Annotated in this window: 13 protein-coding genes; 8 read left to right on the top strand and 5 right to left on the bottom strand. The window is 67.8% G+C overall.

All coding sequences use genetic code 11. From position 1 onward, the window contains the following. Positions 1-697: 697 nt before the first annotated feature. From D0D37_RS31420 to D0D37_RS31405, 4 genes are all read right to left on the bottom strand, one after another. A complete protein-coding gene (locus D0D37_RS31420; RefSeq protein WP_116204219.1) occupies positions 698-2,233 on the bottom strand; it encodes an amino acid permease in 1,536 nt (511 codons plus the stop codon). Between the two features lie 242 nt (positions 2,234-2,475). Next, positions 2,476-5,139, bottom strand: a complete 2,664-nt coding sequence (locus D0D37_RS31415; protein ID WP_116204218.1) for an alkaline phosphatase family protein — start codon at positions 5,137-5,139, stop codon at positions 2,476-2,478. Positions 5,140-5,267: 128 nt separating this feature from the next. Beyond that, on the bottom strand, positions 5,268-6,734 hold the full coding sequence (locus tag D0D37_RS31410; protein WP_162834559.1) for an alpha-L-fucosidase: 1,467 nt from the start codon (positions 6,732-6,734) through the stop codon (positions 5,268-5,270). 214 nt (positions 6,735-6,948) lie between these two features. Further along, complete coding sequence (locus D0D37_RS31405; protein WP_116204216.1) at positions 6,949-8,085, bottom strand: glycerophosphodiester phosphodiesterase; 1,137 nt, start codon at positions 8,083-8,085, stop codon at positions 6,949-6,951. 241 nt (positions 8,086-8,326) lie between these two features. On the opposite strand from D0D37_RS31405, the gene purD reads away from it, so the two are divergent. The 5 genes from purD to D0D37_RS31380 all read left to right on the top strand — a co-directional run bounded on the left by purD (position 8,327) and on the right by D0D37_RS31380 (position 13,063). Beyond that, positions 8,327-9,586: a phosphoribosylamine--glycine ligase gene (gene purD / locus D0D37_RS31400; protein WP_116204223.1), complete on the top strand. Its 1,260-nt coding sequence runs from the start codon at positions 8,327-8,329 to the stop codon at positions 9,584-9,586. Positions 9,587-9,685: 99 nt separating this feature from the next. Continuing rightward, positions 9,686-10,075, top strand: a complete 390-nt coding sequence (locus D0D37_RS31395) for a PE domain-containing protein (protein WP_116204215.1) — start codon at positions 9,686-9,688, stop codon at positions 10,073-10,075. Next, complete coding sequence (locus D0D37_RS31390; RefSeq protein ID WP_116204214.1) at positions 10,056-10,658, top strand: DUF3558 domain-containing protein; 603 nt, start codon at positions 10,056-10,058, stop codon at positions 10,656-10,658. The genes D0D37_RS31395 and D0D37_RS31390 overlap by 20 nt, the downstream gene beginning before the upstream one ends. A 9-nt stretch (positions 10,659-10,667) precedes the next feature. Then, the gene (locus tag D0D37_RS31385; RefSeq protein WP_116204213.1) at positions 10,668-12,308 is read left to right on the top strand and encodes a PPE domain-containing protein; all 1,641 of its coding nucleotides are present in this window, start codon (positions 10,668-10,670) and stop codon (positions 12,306-12,308) included. Further along, positions 12,305-13,063, top strand: a complete 759-nt coding sequence (locus D0D37_RS31380; RefSeq protein WP_116204212.1) for an ESX secretion-associated protein EspG — start codon at positions 12,305-12,307, stop codon at positions 13,061-13,063. Before D0D37_RS31385 ends, D0D37_RS31380 begins: the two co-directional genes overlap by 4 nt. 1 nt (position 13,064) lies before the next feature. On the opposite strand, the gene D0D37_RS31375 is transcribed toward D0D37_RS31380, so the two are convergent. Next, positions 13,065-14,891, bottom strand: a complete 1,827-nt coding sequence (locus tag D0D37_RS31375) for a serine/threonine-protein kinase (RefSeq protein ID WP_116204211.1) — start codon at positions 14,889-14,891, stop codon at positions 13,065-13,067. Positions 14,892-15,063: 172 nt separating this feature from the next. Here D0D37_RS31375 and D0D37_RS31370 point away from each other — a divergent pair, with 172 nt between their 5' ends. The 3 genes from D0D37_RS31370 to D0D37_RS31360 are packed head-to-tail and all read left to right on the top strand — an operon-like array spanning position 15,064 to position 17,761. Further along, positions 15,064-15,375 (top strand): hypothetical protein, encoded by a 312-nt coding sequence (locus tag D0D37_RS31370; protein WP_067577414.1) that lies wholly within the window; start codon positions 15,064-15,066, stop codon positions 15,373-15,375. A 23-nt stretch (positions 15,376-15,398) separates the two neighbouring features. Next, positions 15,399-16,553 carry a transglycosylase SLT domain-containing protein gene (locus tag D0D37_RS31365; RefSeq protein WP_116204210.1) on the top strand — a complete coding sequence of 385 codons (1,155 nt, stop codon included), beginning with the start codon at positions 15,399-15,401 and terminating at the stop codon, positions 16,551-16,553. Between the two features lie 41 nt (positions 16,554-16,594). Beyond that, entirely contained in the window at positions 16,595-17,761 is a 1,167-nt protein-coding gene (locus D0D37_RS31360; protein WP_116204209.1) for a pyridoxal phosphate-dependent aminotransferase, read from the top strand. The last annotated feature ends 71 nt before the right edge of the window (positions 17,762-17,832 follow it).

Genomic DNA, 17,832 nt, shown 5'->3' with positions numbered 1-17,832 from the left:
GGCGGCGGTTGCTCGGCTTCGCGCCTTGGCTCAGGGGTTGGGCGAGGCGGGGATGGTGTGGGTTGTGTCGAGACTCCTTTCGGGGCGAGGCGGATGAGCGGGGCCGGGGCGGCGGATTGCTCGGCTTCGCATTCGTGACTCAGGGATTCGGCGAGGCGCGGGTGTCGTGGGTTCCTGTCGGGACTCCCTTTGGGGCAGGCGGGTAGGCGCGGGTCGAGGGCGGCGGGTTGCTCGCTGGTGAGTCGCAGGGGTGTTGGTGAGCCGGGCGGACATGGGGTGTTTCGGGTGCGGCGGCGTCAGGATCGGCGGCGGTCGACCGGTGGTGATCGCGGGCGGGTGGGTTGCTCGGCGGTGGGTTGGACGGACGTTCGTGCCGGGGCGGCGTGGGTGTTTCCCGGGCAGCGCGAGGCCGGGACACGTCGCTGGTTCCGGACGGTGCTGAAGTCCGGCGCGACGATCGCCCAGTCGCGAGAGTCAGTTGGCGGGTGGCGAGGGCGGGCGGCGTGGACCCCGCATGAGGCAGCGGGCGGATGGAGTCAGCAATCGCCCTGGCATTGACGCGAAAGCGGCTGGCAGGCCCCGGCTCGGCGCAGGGACGGCTGGCCCGGCATAAACGCGGAAGCGTCGGCGCGGCGCGGTGCGATTGGTGACGTGATGCCGGGTGGTGAGCGTCCCGCAGTTTCACCAACCCGTCGCGCTACCCAAGTTCTTTCAGTTCCTTTTCCACCGCGGCCAATTCCTCCGCCGAACCCTGCACCTTCGGGCCGGTGAACCATTTCCGCGCCGACAACACCCACCACAAGGCAGCCCCGCCCAGGACGACCAGGAAGGCGATCGGCGTGTAGTTGAACGTGTCGACCGTGATGGGGCTTGCTTGGGGGAGCATGAAGAGCACGAAAATCACCACGACCCATCCCGTCGCGACGATGCCGATCGGTTTGCCCCAGCGGCCCAGGTTCCATGGGCCTTTCTCGAAGCTGTCGCCTCGACGGACGCGGAGGAAGACCGGGATCACGTACGCGACGTACAGGCCCACTGTCGCGATCGAAGTGACTGCTGCGTAAGCCGTCGCGCTCCACAGGTACGGCAGCGCGAGCACCAGTGCACCACCGGCGGCCAGCCATACAGCGTTGGTCGGGGTTTGGGTTCGTTTGTTGATGCTGTGCCAGATCTTCGAACCCGGGATCGCGCCGTCGCGGGCGAAGGCGTAGATCATGCGGGAGTTCGCGGTCACCGAGGCCATGCCGCAGAACAACTGCGCGCCGATGCAGATCAGGAGCAGAAACTTGCCGGTCACCGCACCGGTTGCGTCGATGAAGATCTGTGCCGGCGGGACGCCGGTGGTCGAGTTGACGGCTCCGTCGTAGTTCTGGATCGCGAAGGTCAGGCCGATCAACAGGATCCAGCCCGCGACCAGCGACACGAGGATCGAGTTGATGATTCCGCGCGGGCCCGCCTTCGCGGCGTTCTTGGTTTCCTCTGTCATGTGCGCCGAGGCGTCGTAACCGGTGAGGGTGTACTGCGCCAGCAGCAAACCCAGCAAGAACACATACGGCGCGGAACCCCAGCCGGTCTGGTTCACGAAGCTGCCGAACACGAACGACGCTTCCTGGTGCTTCGCCGGAACGAACACGAGCACGCCCACGATCACCAGCACGCCCAGCAGATGCCACCACACGCTGACGCTGTTCAGCACCGCCACCACGCGCACGCCGAACGTGTTCAGCACCCCGTGCAGGACAAGGATGATGGCCAGCAACAGAATCGTGTGCCCGGGCGTCGCGCTGTAGCCCCACTGCAAGTCGAGGAACGCGTTGAGGAACAGGGCAGCGCCGAAGTCGATGCCAGCCGTGACCGCGATTTGCCCGATCAGGTTGAACCAGCCGGTGAACCACGACCAGGCCGGACCGTTGCGGGTCGCCAGTTTCGCCGCCCAGTAGTAGAGCCCGCCCGCGGTCGGATAGCTCGAGCACACCTCCGCCATGCCGAGCCCGACCAGCACCACGAACAGCCCGACCAGCGGCCAGCCCCAGATCATCGCCGCCGGGCCGCCGGTCTTCATGCCGAAGCCGTACAGCGTGAGGCAGCCGGACAGGATCGAGATGATCGTGAACGACACGGCGAAGTTCGAGAACGCCGACATCGTGCGTTTGAGTTCCTGCGCGTAACCGAGCGCGTGCAGGCGAGCGCTGTCTTCGTCGGGTTGGCCGGTCTGCTGGTCGGAGACATCCATCGGGCACCCACCTGAAAGGTATGCGGACAGACCATTGAGAGTGCGCAGAAGTTAGCCCTCGAGGTTCGCGGGTGTCAAGGTTTCGCTGGTGGCTGGGCGGAAGCTCCTCCGAACGGCGCAGGGCGGTCCGGGTTTCGGTGATCAACATAGGATCAGTATCTCGAACAACTGTTCGAGTGCGCATCACTCGAACCGGTAGTCTGTCGAGCACCTCTGAGGAGCGCTTTGACCAGGACGACTACTCAGCGCTGCCGTGAGGTTTCAGCAGGCACCTTGGCTGATTTTCCGGTGGGCGTCGACGGATTCTGGTCGTGGGAAGCCGCGATCCGGAACCGCGCGGGCTGGCCCACTGTCTTGCCGAAAGCATCGAGTTGCCGGACCTCGTAGTCACCGGGTGCCAGTGGTCGCCCTGTCGAGTCCTCGGCTGGCACGACGACTTGAGCGGCCCTTTCCGGCAGAGCTGTTTCCCGCACCGGGCTGTCCGGGGCGGACGGACCGATGAGGTGCACGACGACCTGGCGCTGCCCTTCCCGCCTCGCGGCGGCGACCGATACGACCAGGTCACGCCCTTGTTCATAGATCGTGCGGTCCAGGATGAGCCGGTCGAACGGCGCGGAGTCGTCGGCGGTGACGCCGGTCGAGCCGTTTTCCACGTAACCGCGGAATCGGCGCAGATAGCCGGAGTCGGTGTCGACGGTCGCGGTCAGGTCGTACCAGCCGTCGCCGGTTTCGGGCGTTTCCAACGGCAGGTTCACGCTCGCCGAGTTGCCCGGCGGCACCGGGAACGTCCAGGGTCCGTCGGTGCGGTAGGCGTTGGCTTTGACGGTGAAGACGACGGCGGTGGACCCGCCGTTGGCGAAGGACAGCGTCACCGCGCGGCCGTGTCCCGGAGCGGGCCCGGCGGAGACTTCGGCGGTGGCGCCGGGCTGGGTCAGGTCACCCGCGAAGCGGTGCTGAAAGCCGTTGGGCCCGTAGCAGGTGCAGTCGTACTTCCCGGAGGCCTGCTCGATCGTTTCCGTGACTGTGCCGCCCGGCAGGACGTCGAATCTGGTGGGGTTGGCGTCCCGGAAAGCGTTGGGGTAGACGATGTAATGAATTCCCGGTGCGCCCGCGGCGGCGGCGTTGCGCATCGACAGCACGACCTTCCTGGCCGCGACATCCTGCCGGACGCTGGTGATCGGGGCGTAGGACAGCGGACGCTTGGGCTTGGTGCCGGGCTCTTGAACCGGCATCTCCTGGTTCTCCGGCACCGGTTCGCGTGCTCCGGTCGCAGGCTGGGGTGCGGCGGGCTCCGCGGGCGGCAGGACGGGCGCGGTCGTCGTGCTGAAGTCGAAAGCCGAGGTCAGATCGCCGGTCATCCGGCGGCGCCAGTCTCCGATGTTGGGTTCGGCCACCCCGGTCACCTTTTCCAGGAATCGCAGCACCGAGCTGTGCTCGGACAATTCGGAGCACACCCCCTGCTTGCTCCACGGGGACACGACGATCATCGGCACCCTGGCGCCGAGGCCGAACGGTTCGCCGTAATACGACTCTCCCGATGCGCTCACGGGCGGGACCGGGGGCAGTACGTGGTCGAAATAGCCGTCGTTCTCGTCGTAATTGAGTATAAAAACGGTTTTGTTCCATACCCCGGGAACCGACCCGATAACGTCGAGCACGTCGTGTACCACCGCGGCGCCGTTGCGCGGCCCGTGAATCGGGTGCTCGGACTGCGCGTAGGGCAGCACGATCCACGACACCCGGGGAAGGCGGCCGGCGGTCGCGTCACTGCGGAACTGCCCCACGAGATCTCCGTCGGGCGCGCGGTAGAGGCCGCGCTCGAACAGGCTGCGGTCCCGCGGCGAGAGCCGGTCGACTCCGCGCGCGAGCTTGGCCAGCAGCGTGGCGCGTTTGGCCGGTTTGGTCCGCACATCGGTGTAAAAGTGCTCGAAAGAACGGTAGGGCAGGGTGTCGCTGGTGTATTTGAGCGCGGCTTCGGCGACCTGCTGGAATCGTGCGAAGTATTCGAGAGAGTTGTCGGCGTAGTTGTCCCATTCCTGATACACCCGCCAGCTCACGCCTTGTTCTTCGAGCCGTTCGGCATAGGTGGTCCACTGATAGCCGAGCAGGGCTTCCTTGACGTTCGCCGAGAAGGCCGGGTCCTTGATGACTTTCCACGCGAACGGCGACAACTCGCCGCTTCCGGTGAAGCACCGGTAGATCGCGCTCGCGATCTCCACCGGCAGGATCGTCGCGGCTCCCTGCATCGCGGCGGCGATCGCGTCCACCACGGCGTCGGTGCCGAAGGTCTTCAGCAGGCCGAGGCCCACGTCGTTGCCCAGCAGCAACGATCTGATCGTCGATTCGAAGTTGTACAGCGACACCGGGTTGCCGATCTTGCCGGTGAACAGGAACATCCGGTTCGGATCGGTCGGTCCCATGACCGAGCAGTGGTAGGCGTCGCAGATGGTGAAAGCGTCCGCGAGCTGGTGGTAGAAACCGAGGTCCTCCCGGCCGTAGTGCGCCATCGTCAGCTCGGACTTGGCTTCGATCCAGCCGTCGTACCGGCCGCCCGCCCACGCCGCGTGTCCGCCGTCGACGGTGTGGTCGAGCCCCGCCAGGTTCTGCAGGCGGGTCGCGTAGGGCAGCACGTATCCGTCGCCGCGCGGCTGATGGAAGACCGAGCGGCCGGTCGGCAGCTGTGCCGCGTTGAGGTCGCCGAACCCGCGGACGCCTCGCAGCGCACCGAAATAGTGGTCGAACGAGCGGTTCTCCTGCATGAGGATCACGACGTGCTCGATGTTCGCCAGCCCGCCGGAAGGGGCTGGCGCGGCCATCGCCTCGACCAGGCTCCGCGGGAGCATCGACAGGAGACCGGCGCCGCCGAGGGCGGCACCGGCGTTGCGGATGAAGCCCCGACGATCCACGATTCCCCCTTCGGGCTCGCGACGCGCGGCTCAGTCGCGATTACCGCCAGTGAAACATGAAGAGTATTCAGATTGAGAGCAGTCTTGTGCGGTCGAGCGCTCGAGTCAAGAACGCGGCCGGGTGAGGGTCAGCCGGTCACCCGGAACACGTAGGCGTGCTGACTGGACGTCGCCCTGGCGGGGTCGCTGCCGGGCGTCGAGATCACGAGGCGGGAACCGTCCCGGCGCCAGCGCAATGGCTGACGGTCGGAGCCGAGCAGTTCGATGCGCGATCGCTCGGTGACCGCCGGGGCGGCGTCCACGACGAGTTCGCCGCCGGGCCAGGACAGTGCGGTCAGGTATCGCGCGCCGGTGCTTTTGCCGACCGTGAGCTGGACGTCGCCGACATTGGAGGTGGCGGACGAGCGGGTCCACGGCCGGGTCGTGTAGACGGCCTCGCCGTTGATCTTCAGCCAGGCGCCGATGCCGAGCAGCCGCTCGCGCATCGGGCCGGGGATGCTGCCGTCGGCTCGTGGCCCGATGTTGAGCAGCAGGTTCGCGTTGGCCGCGACGGAGCTGATCAGGAGATGGATCAGCTCCGCGGTGCCGCGGAAGGCGGAGGCGTCCTCGCCGGCGTCGTAACCCCACGATTCGGCCAGGGTGCGGCAGACCTCGGCGCGTTCCCCGGTGGGTTGCTGGTCGAGCCCGGCGCCTTGCTCGACCGTGGTGTAGTCGCGATGGGTGCGGGCGTCGCCGAAGCGGTCGTTGACGAGCACGCCGTCGGGGTTCGCCGCGGCGGCGTGGTTGTAGTAGCCGGCGATGGTTTGGTTGCCGTGGAAGTAGTTTTCGTCGCCGCCGATGTCGCACCAGATCAGCGACGGATGGTAGCGCTCGATCAGTTCGCGCAGCTGCGGCCGGACGATGCCGTCGGCGTAGTCGGCCACGGCGCCTTGGCCGGTGTAGGAGACGCGCCGGCGGGTGTAGGCGTTGCGGGGCGGGCGCTGCGGAAACTGCAGCCGGTTGGCCAGCGGTCCCATCCACCAGCCCGCCCGGCTGCCGCGGTAGGGCGCTGGGTTGAACCACTCGGGTACGGAGTAGTACACGCCGGGCTTGACGTCGTCGCCGTGTCGGTGGGCCGCGGCGAACAGTTCGCCCACCAGATCGCGGCGCGGGCCCAGTTCGACGGTGTTGCGGCCGGTGGTGGCCGTTGGCCAGAGGGCCAGTCCGTCGTGGTGTTTGGCGGTCAAGACGAAGTAGCGGGCGCCCGCGTCGCCGAACAGCCGCACCCAGTCGTCGGGATCGAACCGCTCTGCTCGAAACCGCTCGATGAAGTCGTCGTAAACCCTATGTGGCCCGTAGGTGCGCAGGTGGTGCAGCCAGGCCGCGCTGCCCGGCACCTGCTGCACCCGCGCGTACCACTCGGCCGCGGAATAGTCCGCCAACGGGCCCGGCAGCCTCGTCCGCACCCGGTTCGTACCGGCCAGCAAAGCGGATCCAAACGCGGGCACCGAATACGCGCCCCAGTGCACGAAAACGCCGAACTTGCCGTCGTCCCACCAGCTCGGCAGGCGATGGCGAGCCAGCGACTCGCGCGTCGGTTCGTACGGCTCACTCACCGGACGACCCGCCACACGTCTGGGTTCCGCGAAGCCGTAGCGCGTTTCCCCTCATGAACCCGCCCGCTTGGACTAAACATGAATAAATTTCTGATTTGCTGACTGTGGCCCGCGCGACCGCTCCGCGTCAAGGGCAGGCCAGCGGGGGCACAGTGCGAAAAAGCCCGCCGGCGACGAGAACGTCACCGGCGGGCCGGGAGGAAACGAAGGGAAATCAGCGACCGGTGAAGTCCCGCACCGACTCCAGCGCGGTGTCCGGCTGGTCGGCGAAGAATCCGTCGACCCCGGCCTTCAGGAACGCCGCTTCCTCTGCGAACACGTTGCCGAACGCGCTCGGGCTCGCCGAGGAGCGCAGGTTCGCCGGCAGGAATGGGTTTTCGTTGCGGAAGGTGTAGGGCTGCACCTCGAGCCCGGCGCGGTGCGCGTCGGCGATCAGTGTGGTCGGCTTGCCGAGGTTGTCCTGCGCGTCCCGCGGGATGATCTGTCCCTTCTCCGGGCCGAGATACTTCGCGTACTTCGCGATCTCGCGCAGGCCGGCGGGCGTGACCAGGTCGGCGTAGGTGCGCTTGTCGCCCTTCGCGATGAAGTCCGCCGGAGCGCCCTTCGCTTCGGTCAGCTGCAGCAGCGGGACGCGCACCTGCTTGTGCAGCTCCTGCAGGTTCGACACCTCGAACGACTGGATGATCACCGGCGCGTTCGGCCGGTTCAGGCCGTTGCGGTTGAGGATCGACACCAGTTTCGGTTCGGTCGGGTTGCCGATCGAGGAGAAGTACGTCGAATGCTTGACCTCCGGGTAGGTGCCCAGCGTCCGGTGCAGCTCGTGGCCGAGCCGCCGGGTCAGGTCGAGCACCTCCTGGTACGTCGCGATCCGGTAGCGGCCGTCGTAGAGCTGGTTGTTCGGCCGGTTCTGCGGAATCCGCTCCTTCGCGTAGAGCGTCTTCAGCTCGGCGAGGGTGAAGTCCTCGGTGAACCAGCCGGTCATCTTGGTTCCGTCGATGACCTTCGTGGTCTTGCGCGAGGCGAACTCCGGATGGGCCGCGACGTCGGTGGTGCCGCCGATCTCCGGCTCGTGCCGGGCGACGAGCTGGCCGTCCTTGGTCGGCACCAGGTCGACGTCGACGTAGTCCACGCCCATCCGCCAGGCGAGTTCGTACGACGCGAGCGTGTGCTCCGGGCGGTAGCCGGGCGCGCCCCGGTGTCCGACGATCACCGGGCCATCGTGCCGGGGACCGTGCGCGGCCGCACCCGCGGCCGTGTCCTCGCTCGCGGCGGCCGGGCCGATCGCGAGGCCGGCGACGCCGAGCAGGGCCAGACCGGACAGGGCGAGCACGCCGAGGCGTTTGCGCTTCATGGGGGACCTTTCTCTACCGGGCGATCCGCAGCTCGCCACGACTACCGCGTCACCCTCACCGCCGCAAGCGTCGGGCGCGCGGCACCAGCCGGACGGGCGGCTGACAACCGGGTAAACGGTTAATGGCGGTCGAATCCGGACATCGTTCTCCCGGGACAAGAACCAGTCGCGCACCTGGTCCGGACCGGGGTCGCGGATGGCGCGCTGCCGCGGCGCGACACGCACCGTTACGCTGTCCGGCGTGCGCGTACTGGTAATCGGCTCCGGCGCTCGGGAGCATGCACTCGTCCTCGCGGTGGCAGGCGACCCCGCGGTCACGGCGCTCGCTTGCGCCCCCGGCAACGCCGGCACGACTGCGGTCGCTGAGCAGCTCGGGGTCGAGCTCGCCGAGCCGGAGGCCGTCGCGGCCCTGGCCAAGGAGTGGAAGGCCGACCTCGTCGTGATCGGGCCGGAGGTGCCGCTCGTCGCGGGCGTCGCCGACGCGGTGCGCGAAGCCGGCATCGCCTGCTTCGGACCGTCTGCCGCGGCCGCGCAAATCGAGGGGTCGAAGGCGTTCGCGAAGGACGTCATGGCGGCTGCGAAGGTGCCGACGGCCCGCAGCGAAGTCGTCGACACCCCCGCGCGTCTCGACGCCGCGCTTCAGCGCTTCGGGCCCACCTGGGTCGTGAAGGACGACGGTCTCGCCGCGGGCAAGGGCGTCGTCGTGACGCAGGACGTCGAGGTCGCGCGCAAGCACGCGCTGATGCTCCTCGACGGTGGCCACCCGGTCCTCCTGGAGTCCTTTTTGGACGGTCCGGAGGCCTCGCTGTTCTGCTTCGTCGACGGCCGCACCGTGGTGCCGATGCTGCCCGCGCAGGACTTCAAGCGCGTCGGCGACGGCGACACCGGCCCGAACACCGGCGGCATGGGCGCCTACGCACCGCTGCCGTGGGCCCCTGAGGACCTGGTGGACGACGTCGTCGCGCGGGTCGTGCAGCCGGTGGTGGACGAACTCGCCGACCGCGGCAGCCCGTTCTCCGGCCTGCTCTACGCCGGTCTCGCGCTCACCTCGGAAGGTCCCCAGGTGATCGAGTTCAACTGCCGCTTCGGCGATCCCGAGACGCAGGTTGTGCTGGCGCTGCTGCGTACGTCGCTGGCGACCATCCTGAACGCGACGGCGACCGGGAAGCTCGCTGAGCTGCCGCCGCTGGAGTGGTCGGGCGGTGCCGCGGTCACCGTCGTGATCGCTGCTGACGGGTACCCGGGCAAGCCGCGCACTGGTGACGTCATCACCGGCGGAGAGATCGAAGGCGTGCTTCACGCGGGTACGCGGCGTCGCGACGACGGTGCGGTGATCTCGGCCGGCGGACGCGTGCTGTCGGTTGTCGGCACCGGTAAGTCGCTTAAGGCGGCGCGTAAGCACGCGTACGAGACTGTCGAGCGCGTACACCTCGCTGGCTCGCACCATCGCACCGATATCGCACTGCGCGCGGCCAATGGGGAAGTAAGCGCTCCCGCCTGAGCACCTTCTCCACGAAGTTCGCCTCGGGTTCACGCGCCGGTTGGTAGCCTCGAAACGGGTCCGTACGGTCACCGTCCGTATCACGGGAGGGGTTAGCGCATGCCGGGAAGCACACCGCTCACCGACCTGGCTTCGTCGGTACCGGCAGCGCCGGGCGTGGCGGACCTCGTGGTCGAGCCGGCGAAGCTGCTCGAGGTCGCGCGGGTGGTCGACGAGCAGGCCAGCGCGCTCGAAGACAAGCTCCTCACGCGGCTGGGCGAGCTGCGCGTCGACACTCCTTCGTCGGACACGGTGAGCGTGAACGCGATGGCTGCGTGGAACACCGTTGTCGCGGAAGGTGATCAGTCGTACGCCGCGCAGGTGCGCGCGTACGTCGCCAATCTGCACAAGCTCGTTGGACAGCTGCGCGAAGCAGCGAAGACGTACGAAGCCAGCGACGCGGACAAGGCCGCGGCTTTCGGGGACCGCGGTGCGCACGGCATCCACTAAGCCGGTCCTCGCCGTTGTCGCGGTACTCGGCGTCGCGGGCTGCTCGTCGGGCGAGCAAGGCACCGCGTACCCCGTACAGCCCGCGATGAGTTCCCTGGCGCAGCAGACGAAAGCGGCCGCATTGCCGCCGCGGCCGTCGGATTTGCCGATCGCCGGGGCCGATCCGTGCGACCTGCTCGGCCAGGCGCAGCTCGACCTGCTGAAGGTCACGAGCGTGCCGCGCAAGGCCGCCGAGCCGAAGGACGGGCCCACCTGTGTGTTCGATTCGGACAAGACCGAACCGTTCCACGCGCTGCACCTGCGGATCGTCGGCGCGGACGTGCAGGAGTGGCTCACCGGATCGCGGCGCAAGAACAGCATGACCACCGCGCCCACGAGCGTCGAGGGCTATCCGGCGATCACGAACTACCGCGCGGCAGGCACGCCCGCCGACTGCGAAGTGCTCGTCGGCGTCGCCCCGGGACAGACCATGGCGGCACAGGAGTTCGCGGTCACCGCGGGCGCGTTCAGCCAGCCGCAGTTGTGCGACATCGCCACCCAGGCCGCCGGCCTGGCCGTGCAGGGCCTGAAGAACCGGACCTAGGGAGGGCGCGTGGAGATCTCCGACCTCGCGGGCAGGATCCGCGACCACCGTTTCGACGGGTGGACCGACACCGCCATCGCCGACGAGATCGAGAAGTTCGGCACCGGCGACGGAATCGCCAGCATCGCCACCGCGGTCGAGGCGCTGCGGGAGGTCGCGACCGCGCTCGCGGGCACCGACCGCACGCTGCGCGACCAGCTGGCGAAGCTCGGCGTCGAATGGCAGAGCCAGGCGGGCGGACAGGCCGGACAGGTGCTGTCGGATCAGGCCGGCTTCTCTCAGGACGCGATGCAGAAGGTCACGCACACCGCGGAAATGCTTTTCGCACAAGGGGAAGCGTTCAACCGCACCAAGTACAAGCTGCCTGACCCGGCGGCAGTGCGCAAAGGCGCGGAGAGCCTCACGCTCGTCGATTCGGTGGCGAGCTTCCTCGGCTTCGAGACTGATCACGCGGCGCAGGTGCAGGCAGCGGACAACGCGCGCGGCCAGGCGGTCGAGGCGTTGAACTCCTACGCCCAGCAGAGCGGGGAAAACCTGCTGTCCACCGAGCCGTTGAGCCAGCCGCAATCGCTCGCGATGGTCCAGCCCGGCAGCGGACCGAGCCCGGTCGACCGCGCGGCCGCGGCGGTCGACGTGACGCCGGACGGCCAGGTTCGGCCTGCTGCGGCATCGGTGAAGTCGCAGTACGTTCCCCCGCCGCCTCCTCCGGCCCCTCCGGTCGTGGATCCGCCGACGCCTGCGTACGGCACGCCTTCGCAGGCACCGGCCGCTCGGCCAGCCGCACCGGTGGTCGCGGCCAGCTACGTGCCGCCGTCTTCGCCTCCACCTGCGGGTTGGGAGAAGGCTCCGGAGAACGCGCCTCGGGGCAGCGAACCTGGTGCGCCTCGGTCGGGTGGCTCCACTCGCGGGCCGGGAATCCCTAGTGCGCCAAGCACTTCCGGCGGGCCGAGTGCTTCGGGCGGTACGCGGGTTCCTGGCGGGGTGCGTCCCGGGGAGTCCGGCACGTTCCTGCCGACTAATCCGCGTGGAACGAGCAGCGGGCCCGACAGCGGGTCCGGCGGTCCGGCTAATCGCGGAACGGTCGGCAGTTCCGAAAGTTTCGGTGGCACAACCGGTCGCGGCGGCTCCGCGGGAAACCCCGGCGGCTCCGCGGGCGGCAGCTACCCCGGCGGCGGGCACGAAAACCAAGCGCTGCAACGAGGTCGTCTGGTCGGCAGCGTCCCGCAGTCGCCGCCCGCTCCCGTCGCCGAGCCCTCCGGCAACGCTCCGGCCCCGCGCGGAGGAGGAGCGTCGGCCGGAGAAATCGGGGCAGGCGCTGCTGCCTTGGGTGCTGGAGTAGCCGGTGGTGCCCTCTCCGGAGATCGCGAACGGCAAGGCCGCGGACAAGACGGTCAGCCGAAGGGCTTGGTCCGGCCGTTGCCGGTCGACGAGCTTCCTGAGGAAGAAGCCGTCGCACTGCGAAAAGCCGAGCAGATCGCGCCGAAATCAGGCAGCGGTGACGCCAAATACCTCTCCGAAGCCGCTCCGCAGGAAAGCGACGACGAGCACGTGCGCCGCTTCGGAGTCGACGATAAGGACCTGTTCGCCGACGGCCGAATGGTGACGCGCGACGTCCTCGGCGACGGCACGGGAGACGTGCGCCGGCCGTGAACCTGGTACTGACCGCCCTCGAATTCGACGTGCTGTGGGACTCGCTGGAGCTGGGCGGACGCCCGGCCGCGCTCGCGGTTCCGTCGCCGGGGCGCACGCACACCGAACGGGCCGGCCTGATCGAGTCCGTCTGGGATTCACTGGCACAGCGACGGCTCGCTCGCGGCCGCCGTCCATCCGGGACCGTGCTGGACCAGTTGCATTTGCTGGCGCGTCCGCGGGAGGCCCTGGACGTCTGGGTGTGGGCGGACCGCGAGATTCACGGCCGCGCGGTGAGCCGAGGCAGCCAGGCCGTCCTCGCGGTGGTCGACCGGGACGAGGTATGGCTGATCGACGCCGAACCGGACACGCTCGCCGATGCCGCGGTACGGGTCGCCGGGGCGTTCGACGCCGGGGTCGGGCAGTCGATCTCGGTGCCGCACAGCACGCTCGTGGCCGCCGATGTGGCTGCTGCTGGTGATCCGAAAGCGCTGGTCACGGCTTTGGAGGATCGGGGCGTGGCGTTGTGGGAGGCGCAGGAACTGGCGGGCATGCTGATGGGACAGGCGGCGCGCGGCCAGTTCTGCGCGGAACGAGTGCTGCGGGACGGGACGGTGCGCCGGTCGCCGCACGTGGCGGCGTTTTACGACACCGATTCCGGGCGGTATCTGTTCCAGTTGACTGATGATTCGGACGGCCACACGTGGGCGACGGTGAGTCCGGCGGACAACGCGGTGTTGGTGGAGCGGGTGCGGGAGTTGCAGGCCGCGATTTGAGTCAGCCGCGCGGTTTGACCGCGTTCACGAACACATCGAGCACCCGGCGGGCCGAATCGCAGTTCTTCCCGCCGGTCGCCGCGATATCCACGGTAGAACTCACGGAGAGAACGCCCTGCCAGCCCGGCTCATACGGAGGAAACAGCCACCGCAGGTAGCACCTGTCCGCATCCTGTTCCGTGATGAGGTATGCGTCCCCCACTTTGGTCTTCTGCCTGTCGGGGAATTTCGGATCGGACAGTTGTGAAGCAGTTGCCGAGTAGTCTTTTTTGCCCCTCCAGGTGCACTCGTTCAATCCGGCAAATTCGCTGGTCAGAGCGCTGTTCGCGGCATCTTGAAGCGGTTTCTTCAGATCTGGGCGGCATAGGTCGGCCTGGCGGAGCGTTTTCTCGACGTTCGGGTATGGCTCCGGATTGCCGCGCAGCTTTGCGAGTACCGCCGTCATGCCTTCGAGCACGATGCTGCATGTGTCCTGTCCAGTTTCAGGCACGGATACGTCAATGCCGAATCCGGGAGTGGCGGGATTGGCAACAGTCAGTCCGCATTCAGAAGAATTATGGTACTGGATCGCGTCCATTGAACCCACCTTTGTCGGCTCTCCTTTTTTGCCGTTCAGTGGGGTACTCAGCAGAAGGATGACCATTTGCTTCGGGTCTTTTTTGAAGTGGAAGGCGCAGCCGGCGAAGAGATCGTCGGCTTGGCCTGGCTCCAACGGCCCGCTTTTCGGCAGCGAATCAGGGCCAAGCAGCTTGCACGGATCGACCCGGCGCAGTGCTGCGGGGCTGAGCGGATCAGGCGGCGGTGGGCTCACCGAGGCCGCGGCAGGATTGTCGTCGCGATTCACCAGAACCACTGTTGTTGTTGCCGCGATCACTATCGCCGTTGCCGCCGCGACAGTCGGAATCAGCCACTTAGGACGTTTCCGGGGCTCCTTCGGCGCTGGCAACGCGAGCGCAGTCCTCACCTCAGCCTGCTGCTGCTCGATCATCGTGTGCACCGCTGGCGGCCAAGGCGTCGCAGTCATCTGGACCGCACCGAGGAAGTCCAGAATCTGTGCCGTGCTTGGCCGCGCCCTCGGATCCTTCGCTAGACACTGTTCGACGAGCCGCCGCAGGTCCGGATGCAGGTTGGAGAGATCGGGAACGCTATGGACCACGTTGTACAGGGTTTGAGGAGTGGACGCTCCTGCGAACGGCGCCCGCCCGGTCGCGGCCATGGTCACCAGAGCGCCGAACGAGAACACGTCGCTGGCAGGCGTCAGCGGAAGACCGTTCGCCTGCTCCGGCGACATGAATCCGGGCGAACCGATGATCGACCCCGTGTGGGTGATATCGGTGTCGCCTTCGGCGGCCCTGGCGATGCCGAAGTCGATGACTCGTGGGCCGTCCGCGGCGAGGAGGACGTTGCTGGGCTTGAGGTCCCGGTGGATCAGGCCGACCCGGTGGATCTCGGCGAGCGCCGACGCGAGACCGGTCGCGAGGAAGTGCACCGCGCTCAGCGGGAGCGGGCCCGCGGCGTCCACCGCTTCCTTGAGGGAGGGGCCCGCGACGAAGACCGAGGCAAGCCACGGCAGCGGAGCATTTGGATCAGCGTCCATCACCGCGGCGGTGTACGCACCGGACACCATCCGAGAGGTTTCGACCTCGCGCTTGAACCGGGAACGGAATCCTGGGTCGTGCGCGAATGCCGGATGCACCTGCTTGACCGCGACGAGCCGTCCTTCCCTGGACACCCCGAGCAGCACCCTGCCCATTCCCCCTTCGCCCAGCGAAGCGATCAAGCGGTAGCGCCCGAATTGCCGGGATTCGCCAGGATGCAGCGGCTGCACCGAATACCCTCCATTCCCCGGTCGGGGTCCTCGTGGTCGCGACGCGGGTGGAAGTCCGGGAGAACTGCACACGGCACGCGTCCGAAGTCTTAGAGTAAGCAGGGGAACCGAACCGGTCAGCGCAACGTCCGAACTGGTCGGGAAGAGAGTGTCGCGAAGGGGATGACGAACGGTGCCTGTCTACGACCCGGATTCCATGGCCATTGCCGCCAGGAACGTGGAGAAGCTGAAGGACGAGTTCGAGAAGTCCAAGAAGCACCTCACCGGCGTTGACGACGAGCCGGAAAGCCCGTTCGGCACGATGGGCGGCTCGAAGGACGTGCACGGCGCGGTCGGCACGTTCAAACAGGGCGTGCACAGCGAGTTCGACGCGGCCGGGAAGCTGATGGAGGCGACCAGCTTCATTCTCAAGAAGGCGGCGGGGCTGATCCAGGAGACCGATCAGGTCCACAAGACCGACCTGACCGTCCACGAAGACCGCTGAGCAGGGACGAGGGGGGCTAGAGCATGGCGCTGATCGACTATCCGCCGAACTGGAACGGCATTGTCGAGAAAGCTAAGAAGGTCGACAAGATCAACCCGGACGCGATCAGCAAAGCCGGGCAGCAGTTCAGCGACGCCGCGAAGCGGGCGGGCGACCACGGCCAACAGCTGACGAATTCCGCGAAGTCGTTGTCCGGCGGAGTGTGGGAGGGCCCGGCGGCAGACGCTTTCGTCGAGTACGTCACGCAGATCACTAAGGCGGGCGACAAGGTGCAGGGGCACCTTGACGACGTCGGCAAGGACCTGACGCAGCTGTCGTCCGACCTCGGCGGGATCAAGACCAAGGTCACCGATGCGATGAACACCGCCAAGACGGCGATCGACGGCCGCATCAAGACCGAGTCGGACCGTGCGCAGAAGGCGCAGGCGGCCGAAGCGGCGTATGCCAACGACAAGTCGGACAAGAAGGGCCCGCCGCCCAGCCCGACGTCGCAGTCGATCATCGACAAGGCGAATCAGGATAACCAAGCGGACGCCACGAGGGCCGAGCAGACGATCGACCCGCTTCTTTCCCAGGCCGACGAACTGGTCAAGAAGTCGCAGGACCTGATGAAGACCCAGATCGAGGGCGGCTACTCGCAGGTCCCGCTCCCCAACTCGGACGGCACCGTGCCGCAGAGCACCGGCGGTCTGCACACCGGGCACGGAGGTGGCGGCGGTCATCACGGCGGTGGCGGTGGTGCCAGCGGTGGCGGGGGCGCCGCGTCCGGTGGCGGCGGCGGTCTCGGGTCCAGCGGCGGTCCGCCCTCTTCGCCTCCGCCCGGCAACGTTCAGCAGTGGATCCAGGAAGCCATCAAGGAACTGCAGGCCGCGGGCGTGAACGTGACCGACGCGGACATCAAGAACATCTGGGCGATCATCCAGCACGAGTCCGGCGGCAATCCGAACGCGATCAACAACTGGGATTCCAATGCCGCCGCGGGCCACCCGTCCAAGGGCCTGATGCAGTGCATCGACTCCACGTTCAACGCGCACAAGCTGCCCGGCCACGACAACATCTACAACCCGGTCGACAACATCATCGCCGGGGTCCGGTACTCGCTCGACCGGTACGGCTCGATGTCCAACGTCCCGGGCATCGCGGCGATGGCGCACGGCGGCGCGTACCGCGGTTACTGACGGCACACCCCGCACGCGGTTCCGCCGGTTAGCCTGGCCGCATGGTCGACATCGGTGCTTTCGGCGGGCCCGCGTTGCGGGCAGGCGTGCCTCCTTTTCACGTGATGGACGTGCTGTCCGCGGCGCAGGCCCGGCAGCGCAGCCACGGCGACCTGATTTCGCTGGCCGCCGGGCAGCCGTCCGTGCCCGCTCCGGCGGCGGTGCTCGAAGCCGCTCAAGAAGCGCTCAAAAGCCACACCCTCGGCTACACCGAGCAGCTCGGCATTCCTGAGCTGCGCGAAGCCGTCGCCGGGCACTACCGGCGCACCTACGACGTCGACGTGGCCGCGTCCGACGTCGTCATGACCACCGGTTCGTCCGGCGGGTTTCTGCTGTCGTTCCTCAGCGCGTTCGACCCGGGCGCGCGGGTCGCGATGGCGCGGCCGGGCTACCCGGCATACCGGAATCTGCTGAACGTCCTCGGCTGCGAGGTCGTCGAGTTCGCCACCACCGCCGAGACGAATTTCCAGCCGACCGTCGAGCAGCTCGACCGGCTCGGACCGATCGACGGGCTCATCGTCGCGAGTCCCAGCAATCCGACCGGGACCGTGCTGCCGCCGGGCGAGTTAGCCGCGATCTCCGGCTGGTGCGCGTCGCACGGCGTGCAGCTGATCAGCGACGAGATCTACCACGGCATCTCGTACGGCAAGCAGCTCGATTGCGCCTGGCAGTACGGCCGGGAAGCGTTGGTGCTCGGGTCGTTCTCGAAGTACTTCGCGATGACCGGCTGGCGGCTCGGCTGGATGCTGGTGCCGCAGCGGCTGCATCGCGCGGTCGACGTCCTCACCGGCAACTTTACCATCTGTCCGCCCGCGGTTTCGCAGTACGCGGCCGTCGCGGCTTTCACCCCGGAGTCGTATGCCGAAGCGGATGCGCACGTCGAGCACTATCGGCGCAACCGCGACCTGCTCTTCGCCGGTCTGCGCGAGATCGGTCTGGACAAGCTCGCCCCCGCCGACGGCGCGTTCTACGCCTACGCCGACGTCTCCGACCACACCACCGACAGCCTGAGCTGGTGCCAGCGGCTGCTCGCCGACACCGGCCTCGCGATCACCCCGGGAATCGACTTCGACCCGGTCGACGGCGGCCGCTACGTGCGGTTTTCCTTCGCGGGCGCGACCGAGGACGTGACCGAGGGGCTGCGTCGGCTCGGCGGCTGGCTGGGGTGAAACCGGTCAGGGGAACCCGGAGATGTCCCTGAACGTTGGGCTGGCGTAGAGAGTTTCCGTCGCACGGATGG

This window comes from Amycolatopsis circi (genome assembly GCF_003385235.1).
Taxonomy (GTDB): domain Bacteria; phylum Actinomycetota; class Actinomycetes; order Mycobacteriales; family Pseudonocardiaceae; genus Amycolatopsis; species Amycolatopsis circi.
Note: the sequence above shows the minus strand (reverse complement) of the source record. Positions and strands in the feature narration are given on the sequence as shown.